This window comes from Salinimonas lutimaris (assembly GCF_005222225.1).
In the GTDB taxonomy this organism is placed as follows: Bacteria; Pseudomonadota; Gammaproteobacteria; order Enterobacterales; family Alteromonadaceae; genus Alteromonas; species Alteromonas lutimaris.
Map to the genome: position 1 here is coordinate 2,112,564 of NZ_CP036536.1, position 24,565 is coordinate 2,137,128.

Here is a 24,565-nt window from a genome sequence, read left to right on the forward strand (position 1 = left end):
TTGTTTACTCCACTGACGATGTTGCTCGCGGGTTACGGGGGTAATACCGCTCCGGTAACTGCGCTTTATGTTCAAAATAACGGGTGTCTTTGTACGGTAGCTTCATAAAGCCCGATATTCCCAGACCGTTGATTGCCGGTACGGCGGCCACAATCTGCTGTAAGATCTGTTCAAACCGGGACTGCTGGGAATGATCCAGCAGCATATAATAGCTATGTATCTTTAAATGGGTAGGTAATGACTCAAAAATAATACATCCGGTATGATGGATAGTATTTAGCTGTTGTAGCAAAGTCAGAATCTCACCGGGCAGCTGTAACAGCTCGTCAGGATCATCCCCGTCTTCAAAATACGAGTGTGTGCGGCTGTCATCTTTTACTACCTGGGTACGGGAAAGTTCAAACGGAATGCGCAGGCCGGCAGGCGGCACAAAGGCATCCTGTTCTGATTCACGCTCTATATGCAGGGTATCTTTTGCATTAAACATACAGCATTTAAATATACCGGTGCGATGAATAGCCCGGGCCAGTGAAATGACCGTGTTAACCGACTGCTCAAACGCCGCTTTGCGGGTCTGGTCATACAGGTTCAGGCTGGAGTCGACATAAATGCCGTCGGTTTCCCAGCGAATGGCCAGGCCCCCTACCACCGGATATTTACCCAACCGGCTGACCGCTGCAATAAAACCTTTTTCGGTCTCGCCCATGCCCATCAGATAGTTTTTATAATAGCGCTCAAACTGGGCGTCATTAATGTACCTGAGCTGCTCCTGGGCATCTGGCAGTTGCTGGCGCAGATAAGACTTTCGAGAACTGTACACCACGGTCTCAATTTCTTTATCGCGCTGACTGACCCAGGTAGGAATAAGCGGAGTGTAAGGTACCGGTTCATCCGGCCCGAAAACCATCCGGCTGAATACATGCAGGTGATTGAAAAAATAATCACCACCGGCCCGGCGTTCACCGGGATCATCGCTAAGCATGTATTCCAGTACACTGGCCAGCATTTTAGGCAAACCAAGGGCATGGGGGGTAACCACCTTGCGACCAAACCGGCTTGACTGTCCTGACGCCAGAGCATACAGGGTACTGGCCAGCCCCTGCTCATCAAAACGCGGTGAAGACAGCGCCCCGTTTAATTGATCATCGCCAATAAAGTAAACATCACCCAGCCTGGCGTTGGTCTGTTGCATATCTGAAGACATCAGATCCATCACATTACCGGCCACAAACTGTCCATCCACATCCAGCTGGGCAAATACCGAAGAGCCCCAGTCTATCAGCTGTACGGTTTCACTACGGGCATCCCAGACCAGGTTGGAGGGTTTAATATCCCCGTGCACCAGCGGCTTTTTTTCCTGATTGAGCCGGTTATCGCGCAGCGTCTGCAAAATGGTAGCAACCTGCACGGCAATTTTCACAATGATGCGCGGTGGCAATGCACCGTCACGCAGACTGACCTGCTCCAGATCATCGCCCACAGCACGCTGCATCGCTAAAATGGGCTGATTTCCGGCGCGCTGATATTCAATCAGTGGCGGCACATTAGGATGACTGACCTGCGATAGCATAAAGGCTTCGTCTTCAAGCCGATCCTGCACATGCTGAGGTAAGGTGATGCGGGAAAACTTAAATACATGGTTCAGCCCGCTGCCGGTTTTCCCGGCAAACACAAACCCAAACGCGCCTTTACCAATCAGAGCTATATCCTGATATCCCAGCGCAGCCAGCTGTTCAGTACACAGCCTGACCCAGTCACGCAGTTTTTTAGCATCGGCATGACTAAGCAGATAGACCGACTGCTCTTCAGGGATATAAAAGTGCTTAAGGGCGCGGGGCTGACTCATTTACATACTTTCTGTTTTCAGCCAGCGTAATGAAAATCCGGCCTGCGGACCAAGCTGTCCGGCCACTTCCTTCATCGCCTGAGTCAGTTGCTCATCCAGTTGCCAGGCCGGATTGATAACCAGAACGCCCGAGCCATACATGCCTGCATCATGGGTGTTTTCGGCCACGGTCAGCTCTGCACAAAAAGCGTTTTTACCCAGCTGACTGGCAGCGTCCAGCATGCTCTGACACGCCTGTGCTTTTTCTTCTGCCCGGCCGGAAAGTAACGGATACCAGATCACCATCTGGGCATTCTGCCAGCGCGAATACACTTTAGCGGCGGTGTCGGCCACCTGTTTGTATTCTTTCTTCTGCTCGTAAGGCGGGTCAATCAATACTGCGCCCCGGTTTGGGTTGGGCGGCGTAAGAGCAATCAGCCCTTCCAGTCCATCGCGATGATGAACATGGATAGCCTCATTGTGTAAGCGGCGCATAGAGCGCTGTAGATTATCAATCTCGGTGGGATGCAGTTCCATTACATGAGCATGGTCCTGCTCACGCAGCGCTCCGGCCATCAGACGCGGGGAGCCCGGATAAATCTGCTGCTGCCAGAATGGCCGGCTCAGCGTCAGGTAATCATCCAGCAGCGGACTGACAGCCTGCGTGTCGAGTAGCCGGGTCATACCGGTATCATACTCTTTGTTCTGGCTTGCAAAATCATCGTTCAGCGGATACTCACCGGCACCGGCATGGGTGTCGAAAAGGACAAAGGGTTTAGTTTTTTGTTTTAAATGCTGAATAACACCCAGCCAGCAAAGGTGTTTAAGAATATCGGCGTGATTACCGGCATGAAAAGCGTGTCGATAGCTAAGCACGTATAGGCCTGTGAATAAAAACGAATATCCGGCTATTCTACCTGTCTGCAGGCCGGATTAACAACAGGCAGACAGATGACTGCCTGTTATCATCGTTATGCTGTATCAGCGTAAGTGCATGAGCATCCGGGTCGGCTCGCTTAAATAGCTGCACCAGCAGTTATTAAAACGCACCATGGTGGCGCCATCAATAATGCGGTGATCGCCCGACCAGTTAACCTGCATCAGATGCTGTGCAGTCACCTGCCCGTTATCATCAAAGCGAGGAAGCTTCTGGGTTTTGCCCAGCGCCACAATGGCTGCTTCCGGTTTATTAATAACCGGCGTGGCGGTCATCCCGCCAATTGCGCCAATGTTGGATATGCTGATGGTTCCGCCTTTAAGCATATCGCCGCCCAGCTTACCCTCGCGGGCCTTGCCGATAATCTCCTGCATCTGACGGGCAATATCCAGCAGACTGAGATCCTGCACCCGTTTGATGTTGGGTACCAGTAAGCCAATTTTTGAGTCCACCGCAAAACCAATATTGTGGTCATCAAAATAGGTCAGCTCGGTAGCGTCATCATTGAGCTGACTGTTGATGATCGGAAAATCATGCAGCGCCAGCGACAGGGCTTTAACAAAAAACGGCATAAAGCTCAGCTTTACGTCCTGTTTTTCAAACTCAGGTTTTAGTGCGCTGCGCAATGTCATCAGAGCATCCATTTGCAGCTCATCACTGACCGTAAAGTGCGGAATGGTGTGTACTGATGCACTCATCTGTTTGGCCATTGCCGCCTGCACGCCACGTACAGCAACAGTGCGTACATTGCCACTGCCGGCGGGTGTGGCCTGCCTGGCAGGGGCTACTGATTCTGCTTTAGCGACAGTCTGTTGCGACTGAACATCCTGTTTCAGAATCCGGCCCTTTTTACCGCTTCCCTTGATGGTGGTCAGATCAATGTCGTTTTCCCGGGCGACCCGTCGCACAGCCGGGCTCGCCAGTACCTTGCCGGGAATCTCCACCGGTGGCTCAAATTCACCATCCGGCCATTTTTGCGCCGCAGCACCCTGTTCATTGTTACCTGCTGCTGATGAGGGAGCTGGTGTAGCCGGGGCCGGTGTCTGTTGCTCTGTATTGGTTGCCGGCGTGTCTGCACCGGCAACGGATAAACTAAACAGCGGTGAATGTACCCGAGCTATTTCACCCTGCTGGTAGTACAGCTCTTTCACCTGGCCGGCGTGTTTTGCCGGAATCTCTACCACGGCCTTGTCGGTCATCACCTCTACCACTGGCTGATCTTCTTCAATCTGATCGCCTTTGGCCACATGCCACTTTACAATTTCGCACTCAACGATGCCTTCACCGATATCCGGCAAAATGAAATCTTCGGTGGTTTCACCGGCTGCCTGTGGCAAGCTGGTGGGCTGTGCTTCAGCAGGCTGTTCTGACGCTGGCGGCGCTTCGGGGTCATCCGTCGCACTATCGCCGTCTTCGTCTTTGTCCATGGAAAATAGCGGCGCATGCACTTTGGCAATATCGCCGGTCTGATAATAAAGCTTTTTCACTGTACCTGAGTGCATGGCTGGGATCTGAACCGTCGCCTTGTCGGTCATGACCTCGGCTACGGGCTGATCTTCTTCTATATGATCACCTTCTGCAATCAGCCATTCCAGCAGCTCGCATTCCACAATCCCTTCACCAATGTCAGGGAGAATAAATTCTGTTGTCATACCACCCCCTGTTAATATTTCAGTGTACGTTTGATAGCTTCGTACGTTTTAAACTGATCCGGCATGTATTCTTTTTCATGAGCCAGAGGATATGGCGTATCCAGACCACACACCCGGGCTATTGGTGCTTCCAGGTATAAAAAGCATTTATCCTGAATAGTGGCAGCAATCTCACTGGCAAAGCCACCGGTCTGAGGCGCTTCGTGATTAATCAGTAAGCGGCCGGTTTTCATCACCGACTCCGCCACGGTATGGGCGTCCCACGGCATAATTGAGCGCAGGTCAATAATTTCACACGATACGCCGTCATCCAGCGCCATATCCGCTGCTTTTTGCAGAATTTCAATCTGTGCTCCCCAGCCCAGCAAGGTAATGTCTTTACCTTCCTGTACCAGGTCCGCTTTGCCCAGCTCCAGCTCATAATCTTCTTCAGGTACCTCTGACACCGAAGCCCGGTACAGCCGCTTAGGCTCCATGAATAACACCGGGTTATCATCACGAATAGAGGCCAGTAACAGGCCTTTGGCCTGATACGGGTTGCGTGGTACTACAATTTTAAGACCCGGACAGTGGGCAAAAAATGCTTCGGGTGACTGACTGTGGTACAAACCGCCGGCAATACCGCCACCATAAGGCGTACGAATGGTCAGGGTGCCACAGGAAAACTGACCACCGGAACGATAACGGAACTTTGCGGTTTCGTTCACAATCTGGTCAAACGCCGGAAAAATATAGTCCCCGAACTGAATTTCGGCTACCGGCACCGAACCCTGTGATGCCAGACCGTTGGCAAAGCCAATAATGCCCTGTTCTGTCAGCGGGGTATTGAAACACCGCGCCCGGCCAAATTTTTCCTGCAGATTGCTGGTGGCTCTGAAAACACCGCCGAAGTGGCCGACATCCTCACCAAACACCATCACGCGCTGGTCTTGCTCCATTACCGTGATCAGGGCACTGTTAATGGCCTGCAACAGATTCATCTTTGCCATTATTTTACTCTCCCTGAGGTTTTCGGATACTCACCAGGATACTTGCGAATATGCTGTTTGAGGTTATTAAGCTGTTCTTCCAGATGCCAGGGCACGTCGCTGTAAACATCACTGACGATGTCATCAATGGGATTAACCGGCACTTTCTCTGCTTCTTTTAAAGCTGCCAGTACCGCCTGACGGCTTTCCTCTATCAGTTGCTTGTTCGCCTTTTCGTCAAACCAGCCTTTTTGCTGAAGCCATTTAGCCATGCGCTGAATAGGATCTTTGGCCCGCCACTTGTCTTCTTCCTCTCGTGAACGGTAGCCGGTAGGATCATCTGAAGTAGAATGGGCAGCCAACCGGTACGTCATCGCCTCTATTAACACCGGACACTGCTCTTCCAGAGCAATTTTACGGGCCTGTTGGGTGGCCGCAAAAACCGCCAGCGGGTCGTTACCATCGACCCGGATAGTTTTAATACCGTAGCCCAGACCACGAGAAGCAATACCATCACCGGCAAACTGCTCATCGGCAGGGGTAGAAATGGCGTATCCATTATTGCGGCAGAAAAAGATTACCGGGCAGTTAAGCACCGCGGCCATGTTCAGACCGGCATGAAAATCACCTTCTGACGCCGCACCCTCACCAAAATAGCAAATAGTAATGGCTTCGTTTCCGGCCATTTTCTGACCATACGCGTAACCGGCAGCCTGCGGAATCTGTGTGCCCAGTGGTGAAGAAATGGTCATGAAGTTTAATGGTTTGTCGCCGTAATGAATGGGCATCTGACGCCCTTTGTTAGGATCTTTTTCATTACTGAACATCTGGTTCATAAACTGGGATGTGGTATAGCCACGATATGCCAGAGCACCCTGTTCGCGGTATTGCGACATGATCATATCGTGCTCACTCAGAGCAGCAGCACTGGCAACCGCGGCGGCTTCCTCGCCGGTTGAAGCCAGATAAAAGCTGATGCGTCCCTGACGCTGCGCGCCAATCATGCGCTCATCCAGAACCCGGATATATTCCATTGTGTCGTAAATCTTGCGGGCCGTGTCTTCGTTAAGCTCAGGCTCCCGGGCTTCGTTGTGCAGGGTGCCGTCCGGCTTAAGAATTTGCAGCATGGGTATATCGATCAGGCCATTTTCGATAATATGCACCTGATGCGTGGTGTTTACCCGTGCCAGATGATTTCTGTCTTGCACTTTGTATCCCTCTTGTTAAGTGAAGGTTAATTTTTACCACCATTTGTCTATGCTAGTTCAAAGCGCTTTGTGTTTTCTTGCTATTTTGCGGGTCTCAGTTCAGTCTGTCGAAATGGTCATCCTAGTCAGACAAGCCAAAACCATACAAACATCCTACATATTTAACGTTTTATTAAACTTACCTGCCAAAATGATTTTTCGTGTAGATATTTATACTTCCGACGCATTTATGTAACGGTAATTCTCACCAAGTTTTCATAAACTGTTCAGCTAAGTATTGCTAATATTAATAAAAAAGCGGTAGTTAAGCGTTAGCCGCACCAATTTAGTGGAGATTGTCGAGTGAATGCATCGGTTACCCGTATCAAAATGGGGGTTGTCAGCGCCCTGCTGCTAGGCAGCGTCAACGTGGCCGCCTCAACCCCGGCTGTTGTATCGGTAGACAAACAGGCAGCAACCAACTATCAGCGCATCACCTCGGCCCCAACGGCGCAACAATCCGGCTTGTATATTGTGCAGCTCGATGGTGAGCCGGTGTCTCGCCATGCCCGTCAGGTGAATGAAAAAAAGCAGCTGTCTTCAACCAGCGCACACCAGCGCAAACTTAATTTTGATGCTGAGCAAATAACCCAGTACCGCGATCAGCTCGATGCGCAGCAACAAACCATGACTGCCACTTTAACCCGCGAACTTGATGGGGTGCAAAGCGTTACGCGTTACCAGTATGCGGTGAACGCCCTGCTGGTGAAGGCCACCCCTGAACAGGCGGAGAAGATCGCCCGGATGCCCGGTGTCAAAAGGGTGCAGCCTGATTACAAGCGCTATCTGACGAGCGATACCGGTCCGGTACTTATTGGTGCACAAACTGCCTGGGACGGGGATACTGTCAACGCGCCACAAGGCGTGCTGGGTGAAGGTGTCACCGTGGCCGTGTTCGATACCGGTATCAACACTGATCATCCGTCGTTTGCTGATGTTGGCGATGATGGCTACAACCATACCAACCCGCTGGGCAGTGGTAACTATCTGGGAGACTGCGCTCGCGGCTTTGCCCAGTTATGTAATGACAAACTGATCGGTGTGGTCAGTTATTCTGATATTACCAGTTCCTATTCTGATGATGATGTATTTCCGGCCAACCTTGCCCGCAACGGTGAAGACTATAACGGCCATGGCTCACATGTCGCCGCTACCGCCGTCGGCAATATTTTATATGACGTAAAAGAAGTTTTCCCGGATGCAGAATCTGAGCAAAGTAGTGGCATTGAGTCCGGTTTTATCTATGACCGGATTTCCGGGGTGGCCCCGCACGCCAATATCGTGTCGTATCAGGTATGTTTACCCGGCGAGAGTGATGACACCTACAACGGCTGTTTTGATTCTGCGATTTTAAAAGCTATTGACGATGCTGTGGCCAGCGGTGTGGTGGATGTGATCAACTTTTCGGTGTCAGGGGGCGGCAACCCGTGGGAAGGCGCGGTCAATGATGCCTGGCTCAATGCCAACCAGGCTGGCATCTTCGTTGCCCACTCGGCCAGTAATGACGGCCCGCAGGCTTATACCACAGATAAACATGCGCCGTGGTTTACTGTGGTGGGCGCCAGCACCCATGGCCGTTTAATCGACTACGAAAAGCAACTGACTGATTTTAGCGGCGGGCTGACCTCACCGGGACCGATTACCGGTTCAAGTAACACCGGTGCAATTACTGCCGCTATTGTGTATGCCGGTGACTATGCCAACCCCAACAGCCCGGGAGACGATCCGGCGCAGTGTCTGGAACCCTATCCGGCCGGTACTTTTAATGGTCAGATTGTGGTCTGTGACCGGGGAGATATTGCCCGCATTCAGAAAGCCAAGAATGTGCAGGCCGGTGGTGCCGGCGGTTATGTCCTGGCCAATGTGGATGGCGGCGCCACCAACCTGGCTAACGATACGTACGTGATTCCCGGTATACACATCGAGGCCAGTGATGCGACCCGTCTGCGTAACTGGCTGGCGACCGGTAACGGACATACCGCCACAATCACTGCGGCTTCAGGTGGGGTGACCATTGATAATGACCAGGCTGATATCATGGCAGACTTCTCTGCCCGGGGGCCTAATTCCTCGGTCAGCACACTGACTCCGCATCTGACCGCTCCCGGCGTTGATATTTATGCAGCCTACGCTGATGAGCATTATGGCCATGACCAGACCGGCGCAGCGCCAGCAGATTATGCATACTTATCCGGTACCTCTATGGCCAGTCCTTTTGTGGCCGGTTCCGCGGCACTGGTTCTGGCCGCTCATCCTGACTGGACGCCTGATGAAGTGCGTTCAGCCCTGATGCTGACTGCCGTTACCGAAGTGCGCAAAGAAGATGAGCGCACCGCTGCAGACTGGTTCGATATGGGTGCCGGCAGAGTTCAGGTGGCCCAGGCTATTGATGCGGGCCTTATTATGAATGAGACCGCTGCCAATTACCGGGCAGCGAACCCACAGCTTGACGGCGAACCCCGCTCGCTGAATATGCCGGCGATTGTGGATGCCAACTGTTTTAATTCCTGTAGCTGGTCGCGCACCTTTACCGCCACCACCGCTGGCACTTTTACCACCTCAGCCAGCGCGCTGACCAGTGGCTTTGCCATTAGTGTCAGTCCGGCCAGCTTTACGCTGTCTGCCGGACAGCAGCAAACCGTGACGGTGACCATGGATGCCACCACTGTAGATAATGAACAATGGGGATTTGGCCAGCTGGATATTACCGGCCCAGGCAGCGATTTGCACATGCCACTGGCAGCTTATGCCAGCAATGGTACGGTACCCGGCACTTTGAATCTGGAAGCGCATCGTAACTACGACAGTTATCTGCTCCGCGATTTATTTTCAATCAGTGCGGCCGATCTGGTGTCTACCTCTTACGGTTTAACTGCCGCCACGGTCGCCGAGGGTACCCTGTTACAGGACAGCAGTAACAGCGATATTTTTGACGATACCAGCGATGGTATTTTCATCCAGCCTATTTCCGTCAGTGACGGTGATGTTCGCCTGGTGGCTGAGCTGACCGAGTCCAGTGCTGATGACATGGATTTATACCTGATGTATGACAGTAACGGTAACGGTGTAGCCGAAGAAAGCGAAGTGGTGGCCGAAAGTACGTCATTTAACTCATCTGAATACATCAGTCTGGATAAACCGCAGGCCGGACAATACTTTTTGTTTGTGCACAACTGGGCGGCTTCAGGCACCACCGCTGACCGTTTTGTACTTAACTATGCGGTGGTTGATAGTACCTCAGATGACTCAATGGTCATCAGCGGCTCTGATGCCACCAATTCTGGGGCTGATTTTAATCTGCGTATACAATGGGCCCTGCCAGATGCCCAGCGCGGCGATTACTACTACGGCGCATTTACATTAGGCAGTGATGGCGCCAGCCTGACCAAGGTGGATCTGGTACGGGCTCAGGATGATGTCTACCTGAGCTCGCCGTCACCGGGCCGGGTCGCCCCCGGCGATGACGCCACATTCAGTCTGAATGTCATCACCAATGACACTAACGAGGACAGGGTATATGCGATTGAGGCGGTGCTGCCAGATACCCTGACCCTGGATCGCAGCTCGGTGACCGGTGATGCGTTTGTCAGCGGCAATCAGATTAACTGGACGGTGTTACAGCCATCAGTCAAACAAACCAATGCGGGTTATGCCCTGACCACAGCAGCCACCGACACCACGTGTCGTGTCTATGCCAATAAACTGGATGGTAGTCAGCCGGGCGATTCTGCCTATTTACTGCCTGCCAGTGCGCATTACGCTACGGTGGGTATTGCTGCTCAGTACCTGGGCGATAGCTTCAGTCAGCTAACGCTCGCTAAAAATGGTTTTATCACATTTGGGGCTTCGCTCAATACCTCGACAGCGTCGGCCAGCCGCTTGTTATCACCGGCACAGCCTAACGGTGTGGCCGCGCCGTACTGGCAGACGCTGACAGCCACAGACACTAGTCAGGTATGGATTGAGCAGGCGACTTCGGGCGCTGTTGTGGCGGGTTGGGAAGATATGCGTACGGCTGATGCTGAGCCAGTAAGTGTGCGTATGTTGCTGCATGAAACAACCCGCACCGATATTCCGGCCATGGTATACAGTTACCAGCAGCTTCCACAAGCCAGTAAAGGCGCAGCCCTGGGCTATGAGTCGCTGCAGGGCGATGCCGGTGTGAGCCTGTCCGGGCACAGCCAGCCCCAGACGGGTGATGCGGTTTGCTATTACCTGCTTAATCAGACGCCGCAGGTGGTGGCAGATATCCAATTCACCGCTCAGGTGGCAGACAATGCCACACCGGGTACGTTTGATATAACCGTCACCTCACAGGTTACCAATATTGACGGCACCCGCGAAGAAACCGCTCAGCCATACACCGGATTGCAGATTGAGTCTGCCCCGAAGATTTCAATCGATGCCGGTGACAGTGCCACAGTAGGCAATGGTCAGCGGCAGATCTTCAGTGCCAGTGCCAGCGATGCCAACGGCGATACCTTACGGTATAGCTGGAGTGTCAGTGGTGGCAGCGGTGCCCGGCTGGAAAACGATGACACTACTTCGGTGACCTTTATTGCCCCGCAGGTCAGTGCAGCCACCCAATTCACGCTGACTGTAACCGTTACGGATGTTTATGGTAATACCGCTACAGACAGCATCATCGTGACGGTCAGCACCGAAACCAGTAGCGGTCTTGGCAGTAATCCTTCGGATGGCGGTGATTCTGGTGGCGGTGCTATAACATGGTGGGCTGTTGTTAGTCTGTTGTCTGTGGCCTGGTATCGCCGGCGCTACCGGATGAAGACTGGTTAATTCTGATCCGCCGGAATCCTGAATGACGGGCCTGCCGGCTGCCAGCTTGATGGCCGGTCGATGGGGGTGGCAGTAAAATGATGCCTCAGTGCCGGACGCAGCAACGCATGTAATGCTTGTGGCGCTGTGGTTGCGCGGTCAAGCCACAGTGCCAGGCTGCCGTCATGCTGGCTAAGCATCAAAGGGCTGGCTTTGGTATGAATTGAGCGCAGTGACGGATGGGGCGGCAGAGTGACGACCGAACAGGAATATTCAGTAAAAGGCCGGCCGGTTTCATCATATCCCTGCCACTGCCGGTAGAGCCCACCCATGGCCAGACTGTCATGCTCATCAACGGTCAGATCATGATAGATTTTTTGCTGTCCATTTTGCAGGGTTTCACCAAACCCCGCCGCCGGTATCACACAGCGCTGGTGACGATAGGCATGATACCCGGCGCTGCGCGGTGTGTTGAGTTTGTCATAACGGGTGTTAAATGAGGTGTACCGGGAGGGCCGAAAGCGACTGGCCTGTCCCTCGTTGTGTTTATCCAGCAGTAGCCACCAGATAGCGTTTTTCATCACCCGCTGCCCGTCGTCCTGTTCAAAAACAACAGACACCCGGTCAGTGGCCCGGATAAACCGGCTGAAACGCATGCCAGCCTGTGGCCACAGGTTAATGTCCAGCTGTTCACATAAAGCCTGCACACCGGGAGAATCAGTAACATTGAGTCGTCCGCACATCGCTTAAATTCTCCCGCTGGTTCAGGCTGTTATTGCCACATAATAGTTACTGCCCGCCTGACAACCGCTCCGGATTATCATCGCTGTTGCTATCATAATCCTGCGTGTCCATCTCATCACTATCTTCATCGCTATCATCTTCGAATCCAGCGTCATCATCGCGCAGGGCTTTACGGGTCAGATCGTCCGACAGACGTTTGCTGGGCTGAATACCCAGTTTACGAAACTGCTCTATCTGACGGATCAGATTGCCCCGACCGTTACTGAGTTTGCCCATGGCACCGTCAAAATGTTTCTGGGTCATATCCAGCGACTTACCGATTTTTTCCATATCAGCCACAAAACCGGCAAACTTGTCGTACAGGCGTGCAGCCTGAGTCGCAATATGCTGGGCATTCTGGTTTTGATACTCATACTGCCAGATATTATTAATAGTACGCAGAGCAACCAGCAAATTGGTTGGGCTGACCAGCATGATATTATGATTGAGCGCCAGTGATACCAGTTCTGGATCCTCTTCAATCGCCAGCAGGAAAGCTGGCTCAACCGGAATGAACATCAACACGTAATCCAGGGTTCTTAAGCCTTTTAAGTCCTGGTAATCCTTTGCGCCCAGCCCCTTAATGTGCCCGCGCAGAGAGTTGACATGCTCTTTGATCCAGCGCTCGCGCTCACTATCATCGGCGCTGTTAAAATAACGCTCGTAAGCGGCCAGACTAACCTTAGCATCAATCACCACATCTTTATCGTTCGGCAGGTGTACAACCACATCGGGCTGTTGCAGCTTACCGGCGTCAGAGCGCAGCGACACCTGGGTGTCGAATTCATGCCCTTCGCGCAGGCCAGACTCTTTTAAAATACGCTCGAGTATGACCTCACCCCAGTTGCCCTGGGTTTTATTATCGCCCTTTAGTGCCATGGTCAGGGCAGCAGCTTCCTGGGTAATTTTCTGGTTTAACTCTTTGAGCGACAGAATTTCGGTTTTCAGCGATGCCCGTTCCTGCCCTTCGCGGGTATACTGGTCGCTGACCTGACGCTTGAATCCCTCGATTTGTTCTTTCAGCGGGTTTAGCAGTGCATCCAGCCCGCTTTTGTTCATCTTGCTGAACGACTCGCTTTTTTCACTGAAGATTTTATTGGCCAGATTTTCGAACTGAGTTTGTAGCCGCTCTTCGGCGGAGGTCATCAGCTGGAGTTTTTCCTCGCTGGCTTTCTGCGCCTGTTCAAAGCTCGCCGCCTGTGACTGATGACGTGCGGTCAGGTTGGCGTATTCATTTTGTAAATCACGAAAATCGTCGCGCAACTCTTTATGGTCATCTTCCAGTCGTTGTAACTGCGCAGCCTGCTGTCCCAGCTCACCGATCTGAATCTGCGCCTGATACAAGCGCTCTTGCGCGGCCTGCAGGTCAGTATCACGCTCGCTGAGCTGACGCTCCAACAGTGCCGTGGTTGCTCGGGCCCGGCTGGCGGCTATGGCATAGCCAATCGCCCCTGCTACCGCAGCGGCGCCGCAGCTAATACCGGTAATAAGTGTGATGGTATCTGCCATAATCCGTATGTCGTTAGTGCATCAGCAGGTTATATTGCTTTTAAAACAACACACAACCTGCTGATAAATATGATTACAAACAAAAACGGGCGCCTCAGACGCCCGTTTTTCATCATGCCTTACAGCGATTATTTAGACAACTCGCTGTCCAGCTCTTCAATTTTGGCTTTCCAGATAGCCGGGCCGGTTTTATGAGCATTGGCGCCGGTGCTGTCCACCGCTACCGTTACGGGCATATCTTCGACTTCAAATTCGTAAATCGCTTCCATACCCAAATCCTCAAAAGCCACTACCCGTGACTTTTTAATGGCCTTGGATACCAGATATGCTGCGCCGCCCACAGCCATCAGATACACCGCTTTATGTTTGGCAATTGAGTCCACCGTGGCCGGGCCGCGTTCAGCTTTACCAATCATACCAATAAGACCGGTTTCCTCGAGCATCATGTCGGTAAATTTATCCATGCGGGTCGCTGTGGTCGGGCCAGCCGGGCCAACCACCTCATCACCGACCGCATCTACCGGACCAACGTAATAGATAAAGCGGTTGGTCAGGTCCACGCCTTCAGGCAGGCCTTCACCATTTTGCATCATCGTCTGAATACGTTTGTGCGCCGCATCACGACCGGTAAGCATCTTACCTGACAGCAATACGGTTTCACCCACTTTCCATTCCTGAATGTCTTCTTTAGTTACCTCATCCAGGTTTACACGACGGGTGTTTTCACTGACTTCCCAGGTGACTTCCGGCCATTCTTCCAGCTTCGGCGCTTTCAGTTCTGCCGGGCCGCTGCCATCCAGGTGGAAGTGGGCGTGACGGGTGGCCGCACAGTTTGGAATAAGCGCAATAGGCTTAGATGCCGCATGGGTCGGTACTGATTTGATTTTTACATCTACTACGGTGGTTAAACCACCCAGTCCCTGCGCACCAATACCCAGCTTATTGACCTTATCAAACAGCTCAAGACGCAGTTTTTCTTCGGTGGTCTCTGCGCCCCGCTCCATCAGCTCATGAATATCGACCGGGTCCATCAGACTTTCCTTGGCCAGCACGGCTGCTTTTTCTGCCGTACCGCCAATGCCTATACCCAGCATGCCGGGCGGACACCAGCCTGCCCCCATGGTTGGCAGGGTTTTTAATACCCATTCAACAATGTCATCGCTGGGGTTCAGCATCACCATTTTAGATTTGTTTTCAGAGCCGCCACCTTTGGCCGCGATCATCACTTCTACCTGCTCGCCCGGCACCATATCGATGTGAACCACAGCCGGAGAGTTGTCTTTGGTATTCTTACGGGCACCGGCAGGATCTGCTACAATCGATGCGCGTAAAGGGTTGTCTGAATTGGTGTAGGCGCGGCGTGTGCCTTCGTTGACCATTTCCTGAACGGTCATATCGGTTTTATCCCAGCTTACGCCCATACCGATTTTGACAAAACAGGTCACAATACCCGTGTCCTGACACAGCGGGCGTTTGCCTTCTGCTGACATCCGGGAATTAATCAGGATTTGCGCCATGGCGTCTTTGGCTGCCTGGCTCTGCTCTTTCTGGTAAGCTTTTTCTACAGCTTTTACATAATCCAGAGGGTGATAGTAAGAGATAAACTGTAAAGCATCTTCTATGCTATCAATAAAGTCTTGTTGACGGATAACGGTCATGGCGTCCTCTTTAAACTAGCCTTTACGTGGTGTGCTTGTTAAAAAAGCGTATACTAGCGCATCTGACGGGTACGCACCATCGAAAACCTCTGATATATCAGTGCGTTTTTTCAGCAGCGGCATACACTCGCAGGTGTCTTGCCAGTATAGCGAATTTAATTCATATGATGTGCCTTTTGCGGGCAATGATGACAGTATTACGATGACACAACAAACCACCTCCTGCCATATTCTTATTGAACCCCTGAGTCCTTCACAATGGGGCGACCTGTCTACCCTGTTTTCACAGATTGAATACCAGCCTTATGCCATGCTGTTTGACAGTGCCGGCAGTGCCGCAGGACGGTATCACATGATGATGTGGGCGCCCCGCTATGTCATTGAATCAAAAAGCGGACATACGCGGGTCACCGATACGCGTGATAATACCAGCCAGCAGCTTGCCCTGGCCCCGCTTAAAGCTGTTGAGCATTATGTTGACTTAACCTTTGCCGGCCATCGCTATTCGACAAGTCACCCGGAGCTGCTGGCGGAACTGCCGTTTATTGTAGGCGCCGCCGGGCTGTGTGGTTACGATTTGGGCCGCTACTATGAATCCCTGCCAGACACCAACAGCGATGCTTATGTGTGCCCGGATATGGCGATAGGTATTTTTACCCAGTCGGTCATTTATGACACCCGGACCAATGAGTTGTTTCATTGCCGGCTAGCCTCGCATGCACCGTTAAGCGAACAGTGGCCACAATTGGCCAGACCCGTGTCGGCAGCGCCATTCACTCTGACCAGCAGCTGGACATCCAATTTAAGTCAGCCGGCCTACAATCAGGCATTGTCACGCATTCACCAGTATATTGTCGCTGGCGACTGTTATCAGATTAATATGGCGCAGCGCTTCAGTGCCGGTTACAAGGGAAGTGAATGGCAGGCCTATCAGGCGCTGCGCAATGAAAACCAGACACCCTTTTCCGCCTTTATTCGTTTGCCGGACAGCTGCGTGCTGAGTATCTCCCCAGAACGGTTTTTATCGGTCAGGGAGGGCAAAGTACAGACTAAGCCAATTAAGGGCACCCGCCCCAGGCATCAGGATGAGGCCGCCGACCAGGCCAGTGCACAGGCCCTGCTGGCAGCAGAAAAAGATCGGGCAGAAAATCTGATGATTGTCGATCTGCTTCGAAATGATTTGAGTAAACACTGTAAACCACATAGTGTGGTAGTACCTTTTTTATTTGCGCTTGAGTCTTACGCGGCGGTACATCATCTGGTCAGCACGGTTGAAGGTGAGCTGGATGAGCATGCCTCACCGCTGGATTTACTGGCCGGCGCTTTTCCCGGTGGCTCCATTACCGGCACGCCAAAGATACGGGCCATGGAAATCATAGAAGAGCTTGAGCCTCACCGTCGCAATGTATATTGCGGCAGTATCATGTATTACGGCATCAAAAAGGACATGGATTCGAGTATCACAATCAGAACATTACTGGCTGAGAATCATACCCTGCACTGCTGGGCAGGCGGTGGTATCGTACTTGACTCGCAGGCGGCTGATGAGTACCAGGAAACGCTGGATAAAGTGTCCCGCATTTTGCCTTCGCTGGATAGGTTTCGTGAATAAAGCAGAATTTTTACGTCGATTTCAACATGTCAGAACGGTTACGCTGGAACCGGATTATCCGCTATCCCGGCGGGGCCGCGATGCGGCGGTACTCATTCCACTGGTAGAAAAGTCAGATGGCCTGCACGTTATGTTGACCGAGCGGGCCCATCACCTGCGGCATCATCCCGGACAGATCAGCTTTCCCGGTGGCGGCTTTGATGACACTGACGGAAACCTGCTGGAAACCGCTAAACGCGAAGCCCGCGAGGAAGTGGGCCTGCCTGACAAAAACATTCAGATTGTGGGCTCGCTGCCTTTATACCGCACTGTCAGTGGGTATCAAATTACACCGGTGGTCGGGTTTATCAATCCGGATTTTGATTATGCGCTGGATGCCAACGAAGTAGCCAGCGTATTTGATGCACCACTGGCCCATGTTGCCAACAAACAAAATCATATGGTGCACTACTCCCACCGTGCCGGGCGCACCTTCCCGATTTATTTTATACCCTGGCGCCAGCGTATGATCTGGGGCGCGACTGCGGCTATTTTACGCAATCTGTCTCATCATCTGGAATAACCGCATTATCAAGTATTGTTTACAGACCATTAGCTTTTCTTATTGTTGTATTAGCATTTCTGTATTGTAGTTATTCGGCGATACGGGCAATATCATTAACTAATAGTAATAATAATCAGCGGTTTTTATGATTAGTGTTTTTGATATGTTCAGCGTTGGCATCGGTCCTTCCAGTTCTCATACTGTTGGTCCTATGCGGGCGGCTGCCGAGTTTGTTACCGAGCTGGCCCACGACCAGCTGCTGGATAATGTCAGTGAGGTCTATATTGAGCTGTTTGGCTCACTGGGCCAGACGGGTAAAGGTCATGGTACCGGCAAAGCGGTCATCCTGGGCTTGCTGGGCGAAGTACCAGAGACCATTGATGTGGATACCATCGATTCCCACCTTGAGCGTATTCATGATATCCAGCGCATTGCATTAAACGGTACCCACGAGATACGGTTTTCCAACAAAAACGCCATTATGTTTCACCGGCGTAAAGCGCTGCCTAAACATGCAAACGCGATGACGTTATATGCCTATAAGGGCAAAGATGTCATACGTGAACAAACCTATTACAGCATAGGCGGTGGTTTTATCATCAAGCACGAAGAGTTTGATGATGCCAAAGCACATGCTGCGTCCGTTCAGGTGTCGGTGCCCTACCCGTTTAAAACAGCCACCCATCTGCTGGAACTGTGCAAAACTAATGGCTTGTGTATCAGTTCACTGATGCTGAAAAATGAAACCGTATTTCGCCCCACTCATGAAGTGAAAGCCCGGTTGTTTGAAATCTGGAAAGTCATGAAAGAGTGCGTGCAGCGCGGCATTGAAAGCGAGGGTATTTTACCCGGTGGCCTGAAAGTTGTGCGGCGCGCGCCCGGTCTGTACCGTCGTTTGCAAACCGAACACACTTCTGATCCCATGCAAACCATGGACTGGGTAAACCTGTTTGCGCTGGCCGTTAATGAAGAAAATGCCGCTGGCGGTCGTGTGGTAACGGCGCCCACTAATGGCGCGGCGGGAATCATTCCGGCGGTACTGCATTATTTTGACAAATTTATTCGTCCGGTAGACGAAGACACGGCCGCACGGTTTTTACTTACCGCCGGTGCGATTGGTATTTTGTACAAAGAAAACGCGTCTATTTCTGGTGCCGAGGTTGGCTGTCAGGGTGAAGTGGGCGTGGCCTGCTCGATGGCGGCCGGTGCACTGACCGAAATTATGGGCGGTACTGTGCTGGCGGTGGAAAACGCTGCTGAGATTGGCATGGAGCATAATCTGGGACTGACCTGCGACCCGGTGGGTGGTCTGGTTCAGGTTCCCTGCATTGAGCGTAATGCCATGGGTGCGATCAAAGCGATTAATGCGTCGCGCCTGGCCATGCGCGGCAGTGGTGAGCATAAGGTATCACTGGATAAAGTGATTAAGACCATGCGTGACACCGGCAACGATATGAAAACCAAATACAAAGAAACCGCCCGTGGCGGTTTAGCGGTGAATATTATCGAGTGCTGATGGCACGCGCCTGCACTGCCGGTTTATTTAACCGGCAGTGTGACGCCCTTAAACATTTTTTCCACTTCGTCGTTATTTTTCAGCATCATTGCTTTTTCGACTTTATCCTTGGTCAGATGCGGTGCAAAACGCTCAATAAAATCAAACATATAACTGCGCAGAAACGAGCCTTTTCTGAAGCCGATTTTCGTTGTGCTGTAATCAAACAAATGGCTGGCATCAATTTTTACCAGATCACTGTCCAGCTCCTCGCTCACCGCCATTGAAGCAATAACACCAATGCCTACACCCAGGCGCACATAGGTTTTAATAACATCAGCATCGGTAGCGGTAAACACAATCTTTGGCGTCAGGCCAGCACGCTCAAATGCCTGGTCCAGTTCGCTGCGACCCGTAAACCCGAAGACATAAGTCACCAGCGGATACTTAGCAATATCGCTGATTTCAATGGAGCCTTTTTCGGCCAGCGGATGGGCTTTGTTAACGATAACTGAGCGATTCCAGTGATAACACGGCAGCATAACTAGGTCGTTGTACAGATGCAGCGCTTCTGTTGCAATAGCAAAGTCCGCCTCACCTTTTGCCGCCAAATCAGAAATCTGGGACGGCGTTCCCTGATGCATGTGCAGCGACACCCGCGGGTATTTGGTCATGAACCCCTGAATCACGTCGGGTAACGCGTAACGAGCCTGAGTATGGGTTGTGGCGATATTCAGTTTGCCCTGGTCTGGCAGGGTATGCTCGCGGGCCACCGATTTTATGCTTTCCACCTTGGCCAGTATTTCCCGCGAGATATTAATCACATCATTACCGGCATCGGTAATGTGGGTTAAGTGTTTGCCACTACGGCCGAAAATCTGAACGCCGAGTTCATCTTCCAGCATGCGCACCTGCTTACTGATACCAGGTTGTGAGGTATACAGACTTTCTGCGGTAGCTGAGACATTTAAATTGTTATTCACGACTTCTACGATATACCGTAGCTGCTGTAATTTCATCCGGTGACCCTTTCGCTGCTGGCGCTTAGCATTCAGTGTGCTAGTGTTATAACCAAAACATACTAGCATTGCTACTGTCATTTTGGTTATTCATACGTTGTTATACCTAAAAAACAGGAAGTTTGACTGTTTTTGATTGATACTAGCATAAGCATTTAACGAAGTACGATGACATTTCTTTATGCCTCAATCTTTAACCGGCTCTTCTAAACAGATTGATTTTTCGTCTGTGCTGGCTGCTGCCGTGCACGATATGAAAAACTCACTTTGTCTGCTTATCCAGTCCATTGAAGAGCTTAGCCACAGCATTGATGCGTCGAATCAAAAAGCATCCCGTCAGGTTGCGGATGTACACTACGAAGCTACCCGTCTTAATACCAGTCTGGTTCAGTTATTGTCGCTGTATCGCGCCCAGCTGGATAATCTGCCAATTACGGTAGATGAATGTTTTGTGGCCGACTTACTGGCAGATGTGATGGACGCGGTAAGTATCTATCACCAGCAAAAAGCGTTTACGGTGACCATAGACTGTGACGAGAATCTGAGCTGGTATCTGGACAGCGAGCTGATTTATCTGCTGGTAAACGATGCCGTCATAAATGCCTTACGTTATGGACAGTCACGCATTCATATTGCAGCAAAGCAGGAAGATGACCGCTTATGTATCAGTGTTGAAGATGACGGTTCAGGCTACCCTGCTACTATGCTGGACAAATGTCAGACCAACCTGGCTGAGTTCACTTTAAGCGAGGGACGTACTGGTCTGGGGCTGTTTTTTGCCCGCATGATAGCCAGTGCGCACACCAGAGCAGCCGGAGGCAATGAAAGCCAGATCAAAGGAGAAATCAATCTGACTAATGGTGGTTTACTCGGCGGCAGTGTATTTATGGTAAAAATACCGTAAACTTTGCCGTTAACAATAGAATCAAATGTTTAGCATTAATTTGTAGTAAGTAACGCGGATAGACATCGCCAATGGAAAGCCAGACATGTTTACCATAATAATAATACTGATCGTCGTGCTCATCATCACTGCTATTTTTATCAGTGCCTGGCAGCAAAACAAGGCCCGGCAGGACGCCGAGCGCCGGGCCGAAGTAGCCAAACAGCGCGCGATTGTTGATGAAACTGAAAATGTTATCAGCGCGTGCAGTTCCATGCCGGTGTCCGCCAGCCTGATGAAAATTCTGTACGCCCGCATTCATGGTGCGCTCAAAGTGATGCAGCAATCTGGTGGCGGCAGTTCCGACATCAACCAGCGTATTAAAAGTGTTGAGCAGCAAATGCAGGCCGGTACGCTGGATAACCAGCTTAACGAGTTTAGCCTGCCAGAAAACGATAAACTGATCATTCAGTATATTCAGGCGGTAAAAAAGCTACGTATTATCTTACGCTCAGAACACAGCAAAGGACGGGTCGACTCCCGCGCCTTCACTGAAGAAGATAAGGCTCTGGAGCGTTTACAGTTAAAAGTGAATGTGGAAACCCTGATCCGTCGTGGCCGAGGGGCAATGCAAACCAATATGCTTGGCTCTGCTCGTCAGTATTTTGAAAAAGGCATTAAAGCGCTTGAGGCACAAAGCAATAAAGATGAATACATTGTCAGTCGTATCGCTACATTAAAAGAATGGCTGACCAACATTCAGGATGACCTGAAAAATGTAAACGCTGCTGATCGTGCCAGACGCAAAGAAGAAGAGCGGGATGAGCTGGACGAACTTTTTGCACCGAAAAAGAAATGGTAGCACTTCTTTACCACAAAGAAGTGCTCCGGCCATTAAGGTGCTGTGAGTTTATCCGATAACGACGAAGCCCTGCTCGCTGCGGCTATCACTTCCATTATAACCAGCCATTTTTCTTCCCGCCTGGTCGCCCTGCTACAGCTCACGATAGATGTCGATTTTGCAGTAATGCTGGGATACCGTGACGGCTAACGCCCGGTTTACCTGTTTGACTCTATTAAAGAGCAGCTTAAGGAATCTCTACGTATAACTGCTGTTTAAAATGGGGGGATTACAGTATGAAAGCTGTTGGAATGATTCCTCGCCGGCCAATAAACGCGGCCATTACGACTACTCAAGACACTGGTCCCACAATGCCTGTGCGGCAACGGATATGGTGGCCCTGCTCGCTTTTACCATTCCTACCTGTTTAACCAGCGGATTATTGTCTATCGGCAGGCAAATCAGGCCGTTGCGTTGCATCTGAGCCTGGCAAAGCTGCGGTACAATGGATACGCCCAGCCCCTGAGCGATAAGCTGACCGACAGAGCCTAACTGCCCGGACTCAGCAATAATGTTCACCGATGTGGTAGCCGCAGCAACCTGCTCGGTCCATTTGCGCACCGCCGAGCCCCGGTTCATTGCGACAAACGGTTGGGCCAACAGCGCCTCAAGGGAAACGGATTGTTGTTTACTTAGTGGATGATCCGAGGGCACTACGGCCATAAAGGCATCTTCAAACAATGGCTGAAAACACAGCCCTTCTGCTATTTCCGGCTCAAAAGTAAAGCCCACTTCGGCGCGGCCACTCAATACACTGTCGATAGTGGCTTCCATCACCACATCAAGAATGCGTAAACGAATATTGGGAAACGCCTGATGGTAGGTTTTAAGCATAGCCGGCAGTCTGGACTCAGCAAAAGACGGCATGGCGGCAATAGTGAGTTTACCCTGCTGTACCGCAAACAGGTTCTGCATCTCATCAAAGGTATCATCCCAGTCGTTAACCAGTCGCCGGGCACTGGGCAACAGCGTTTCGCCTTCTGGTGTCAGTTGTACCCGCCGGGTGCTGCGACTGAACAGTTTACCGCCCAGTTGTTCTTCCATCTTCTTAATGGCGGTAGACAGAGCCGGCTGTGTAAGGTGCAGTTTTTCTGCTGCCTCGGCAAATGTGGCAGATTCTGCGACCCGGATAAACGCCAGCATGTTTCGGTAAGATACGGCCATGATTGATAAAATAAATTTATTAATATTGATATAAAATTAATTTTACAAAATTTTATCCATTGCGGATACTCTGTTTTGTTCTTGATACAAAAACAGGAGTGTCAGATGTCAGGTTTCGATAAAGTCGTCACCAGTTACGAAGCAGCAATGGAAGGATTAACCAACGGCATGACCGTGATTGCCGGTGGTTTTGGTTTGTGTGGTATCCCTGAAGGCCTGATTGGTCAGATCAGAAAAATGGGCGTGTCAGACTTAACAGTAGTGTCTAATAACTGTGGCGTTGACGGCTTTGGTCTGGGTATTTTGCTAGAAGATAAACAGATCAAAAAAATGGTGTCATCCTATGTGGGCGAAAACGCCCTGTTTGAAAAGCAGCTGCTGGCCGGAGAGCTGGAAGTTGAATTGACTCCACAAGGTACACTGGCAGAAAAGATGCGTGCCGGTGGTGCCGGTATCCCTGCATTTTATACTGCGACCGGTTACGGCACACCAGTTGGTGAAGGTAAGGAAGTTAAAGAGTTTGATGGCCGCCCTTATATTCTTGAGCCATCCATTACCGGTGACTTTGCCATTGTGAAAGCCTGGAAAGCTGACCGTTACGGCAATTGTGTATATCGACACACCGCACAGAATTTTAACCCGATGGCCGCTACTGCCGGCAAAATTACGGTGGTTGAGGTAGAAGAAATTGTTGAGCCGGGCGAGCTGGATCCTGCCCAAATCCATACACCGGGAATTTATGTGAACCGTATTATTCAGGGCACATTTGAAAAACGTATTGAACGCCGGGTAACGACTCAGAAGGAGCAATAATATGGCACTGTCTCGTGAACAAATTGCAATGCGCGTAGCCCGTGAATTTAAAGATGGCAGCTATGTTAATCTGGGCATTGGTATTCCTACACTGGCGGCAAACTATGTGCCCGACGGTATCGATGTCATGCTGCAATCTGAAAATGGCTTGCTGGGCATGGGCCGCTATCCTACCGAGCAGGAAGTGGATGCCGACATGATTAATGCAGGCAAAGAAACCGTGACTGCTATACACGGTGCATCTATTTTCAACTCGGCAGAAAGTTTTGCCATGATCCGCGGCGGCCATGTTGATTTTACTGTACTGGGCGCGTTTGAAGTGGATGTCAGTGGTAATATTGCCAGCTGGATGATTCCCGGTAAGCTGGTAAAAGGCATGGGCGGCGCGATGGACCTGGTCGCCGGGGCAAAAAATATTATTGTTACCATGACCCATGCTGATAAATACGGCAACTCAAAGCTGCTTGAAAGCTGCAAACTCCCCCTGACCGGAGTGAACTGTATTACCCGTATCATTACTGACCTGGCGGTACTGGCCGTTAAAGACGGTGCATTTCATCTTGAAGAACGTGCCCCGGGTGTGTCAGTAGACGAAATTCGTGAAAAAACCGCTGGCAAGCTGGTCGTCGATGGCGATATTCCGGAAATGCAGGTTTAGCGTTAGCGCATAATTACCTTGCATGACACGGGCGGGCTCTGCCCGCCCTTTACTTTCTTGCCCTGTGACTTTTAATCTGCGCCGGCATAATGGATAATGCGCCCAACGTTATATAAGGGGT

General features: G+C 51.2%; 19 protein-coding genes. 9 read left to right on the top strand and 10 right to left on the bottom strand.

Features of this window, described 5'->3' with window-relative positions:
- Window positions 1-4 precede the first annotated feature (4 nt).
- From EZV72_RS09125 to EZV72_RS09145, 5 genes are all read right to left on the bottom strand, one after another.
- Window positions 5-1,846, bottom strand: coding sequence for a protein kinase domain-containing protein (locus EZV72_RS09125; RefSeq protein ID WP_137166952.1), 1,842 nt, complete (start codon window positions 1,844-1,846; stop codon window positions 5-7).
- Entirely contained in the window at window positions 1,847-2,701 is an 855-nt protein-coding gene (locus EZV72_RS09130; protein WP_137166953.1) for a 23S rRNA (adenine(2030)-N(6))-methyltransferase RlmJ, read from the bottom strand.
- 105 nt (window positions 2,702-2,806) lie between these two features.
- On the bottom strand, window positions 2,807-4,414 hold the full coding sequence (locus tag EZV72_RS09135) for a dihydrolipoyllysine-residue acetyltransferase (RefSeq protein ID WP_137166954.1): 1,608 nt from the start codon (window positions 4,412-4,414) through the stop codon (window positions 2,807-2,809).
- Window positions 4,415-4,425: 11 nt separating this feature from the next.
- Window positions 4,426-5,403, bottom strand: a complete 978-nt coding sequence (locus EZV72_RS09140) for an alpha-ketoacid dehydrogenase subunit beta (RefSeq protein ID WP_137166955.1) — start codon at window positions 5,401-5,403, stop codon at window positions 4,426-4,428.
- The gene (locus EZV72_RS09145; protein ID WP_137166956.1) at window positions 5,403-6,590 is read right to left on the bottom strand and encodes a thiamine pyrophosphate-dependent dehydrogenase E1 component subunit alpha; all 1,188 of its coding nucleotides are present in this window, start codon (window positions 6,588-6,590) and stop codon (window positions 5,403-5,405) included. The genes EZV72_RS09140 and EZV72_RS09145 overlap by 1 nt, the downstream gene beginning before the upstream one ends.
- 342 nt (window positions 6,591-6,932) lie before the next feature.
- Between EZV72_RS09145 and EZV72_RS18735 the strand changes: the two genes are divergently transcribed.
- Entirely contained in the window at window positions 6,933-11,426 is a 4,494-nt protein-coding gene (locus tag EZV72_RS18735) for a S8 family serine peptidase (RefSeq protein WP_137166957.1), read from the top strand.
- On the opposite strand, the gene EZV72_RS09155 is transcribed toward EZV72_RS18735, so the two are convergent.
- From EZV72_RS09155 to EZV72_RS09165, 3 genes are all read right to left on the bottom strand, one after another.
- Complete coding sequence (locus EZV72_RS09155; RefSeq protein WP_137166958.1) at window positions 11,423-12,148, bottom strand: SOS response-associated peptidase family protein; 726 nt, start codon at window positions 12,146-12,148, stop codon at window positions 11,423-11,425. The genes EZV72_RS18735 and EZV72_RS09155 overlap by 4 nt on opposite strands.
- Window positions 12,149-12,194: 46 nt before the next feature.
- Window positions 12,195-13,697, bottom strand: a complete 1,503-nt coding sequence (gene rmuC / locus EZV72_RS09160; protein WP_137166959.1) for a DNA recombination protein RmuC — start codon at window positions 13,695-13,697, stop codon at window positions 12,195-12,197.
- Between the two features lie 128 nt (window positions 13,698-13,825).
- Window positions 13,826-15,355, bottom strand: coding sequence for a fumarate hydratase (locus tag EZV72_RS09165; protein ID WP_137166960.1), 1,530 nt, complete (start codon window positions 15,353-15,355; stop codon window positions 13,826-13,828).
- Window positions 15,356-15,557: 202 nt separating this feature from the next.
- Between EZV72_RS09165 and pabB the strand changes: the two genes are divergently transcribed.
- From pabB to EZV72_RS09180, 3 genes are all read left to right on the top strand, one after another.
- On the top strand, window positions 15,558-16,967 hold the full coding sequence (gene pabB / locus EZV72_RS09170) for an aminodeoxychorismate synthase component I (protein ID WP_137166961.1): 1,410 nt from the start codon (window positions 15,558-15,560) through the stop codon (window positions 16,965-16,967).
- Window positions 16,960-17,529: a CoA pyrophosphatase gene (locus EZV72_RS09175; RefSeq protein WP_137166962.1), complete on the top strand. Its 570-nt coding sequence runs from the start codon at window positions 16,960-16,962 to the stop codon at window positions 17,527-17,529. The genes pabB and EZV72_RS09175 overlap by 8 nt, the downstream gene beginning before the upstream one ends.
- A 127-nt stretch (window positions 17,530-17,656) precedes the next feature.
- Complete coding sequence (locus tag EZV72_RS09180; RefSeq protein ID WP_137166963.1) at window positions 17,657-19,027, top strand: L-serine ammonia-lyase; 1,371 nt, start codon at window positions 17,657-17,659, stop codon at window positions 19,025-19,027.
- 23 nt (window positions 19,028-19,050) lie between these two features.
- Here EZV72_RS09180 and cysB read toward each other — a convergent pair whose 3' ends face one another.
- Window positions 19,051-20,025, bottom strand: a complete 975-nt coding sequence (gene cysB, locus EZV72_RS09185; RefSeq protein ID WP_137166964.1) for an HTH-type transcriptional regulator CysB — start codon at window positions 20,023-20,025, stop codon at window positions 19,051-19,053.
- A gap of 181 nt (window positions 20,026-20,206) precedes the next feature.
- On the opposite strand from cysB, the gene EZV72_RS09190 reads away from it, so the two are divergent.
- From EZV72_RS09190 to EZV72_RS18430, 3 genes are all read left to right on the top strand, one after another.
- Window positions 20,207-20,929 carry a sensor histidine kinase gene (locus EZV72_RS09190; RefSeq protein ID WP_137166965.1) on the top strand — a complete coding sequence of 241 codons (723 nt, stop codon included), beginning with the start codon at window positions 20,207-20,209 and terminating at the stop codon, window positions 20,927-20,929.
- Window positions 20,930-21,014: 85 nt separating this feature from the next.
- On the top strand, window positions 21,015-21,770 hold the full coding sequence (locus EZV72_RS09195) for a hypothetical protein (protein WP_137166966.1): 756 nt from the start codon (window positions 21,015-21,017) through the stop codon (window positions 21,768-21,770).
- Between the two features lie 42 nt (window positions 21,771-21,812).
- Window positions 21,813-21,959, top strand: a complete 147-nt coding sequence (locus EZV72_RS18430; protein WP_175405080.1) for a hypothetical protein — start codon at window positions 21,813-21,815, stop codon at window positions 21,957-21,959.
- Between the two features lie 138 nt (window positions 21,960-22,097).
- On the opposite strand, the gene EZV72_RS09200 is transcribed toward EZV72_RS18430, so the two are convergent.
- Complete coding sequence (locus EZV72_RS09200; protein ID WP_137166967.1) at window positions 22,098-22,973, bottom strand: LysR family transcriptional regulator; 876 nt, start codon at window positions 22,971-22,973, stop codon at window positions 22,098-22,100.
- A 105-nt stretch (window positions 22,974-23,078) separates the two neighbouring features.
- Between EZV72_RS09200 and EZV72_RS09205 the strand changes: the two genes are divergently transcribed.
- Window positions 23,079-23,786 (top strand): CoA transferase subunit A, encoded by a 708-nt coding sequence (locus EZV72_RS09205; protein WP_137166968.1) that lies wholly within the window; start codon window positions 23,079-23,081, stop codon window positions 23,784-23,786.
- 1 nt (window position 23,787) lies between these two features.
- Window positions 23,788-24,444, top strand: a complete 657-nt coding sequence (locus EZV72_RS09210; RefSeq protein ID WP_137166969.1) for a 3-oxoacid CoA-transferase subunit B — start codon at window positions 23,788-23,790, stop codon at window positions 24,442-24,444.
- Window positions 24,445-24,565: the final 121 nt, after the last annotated feature.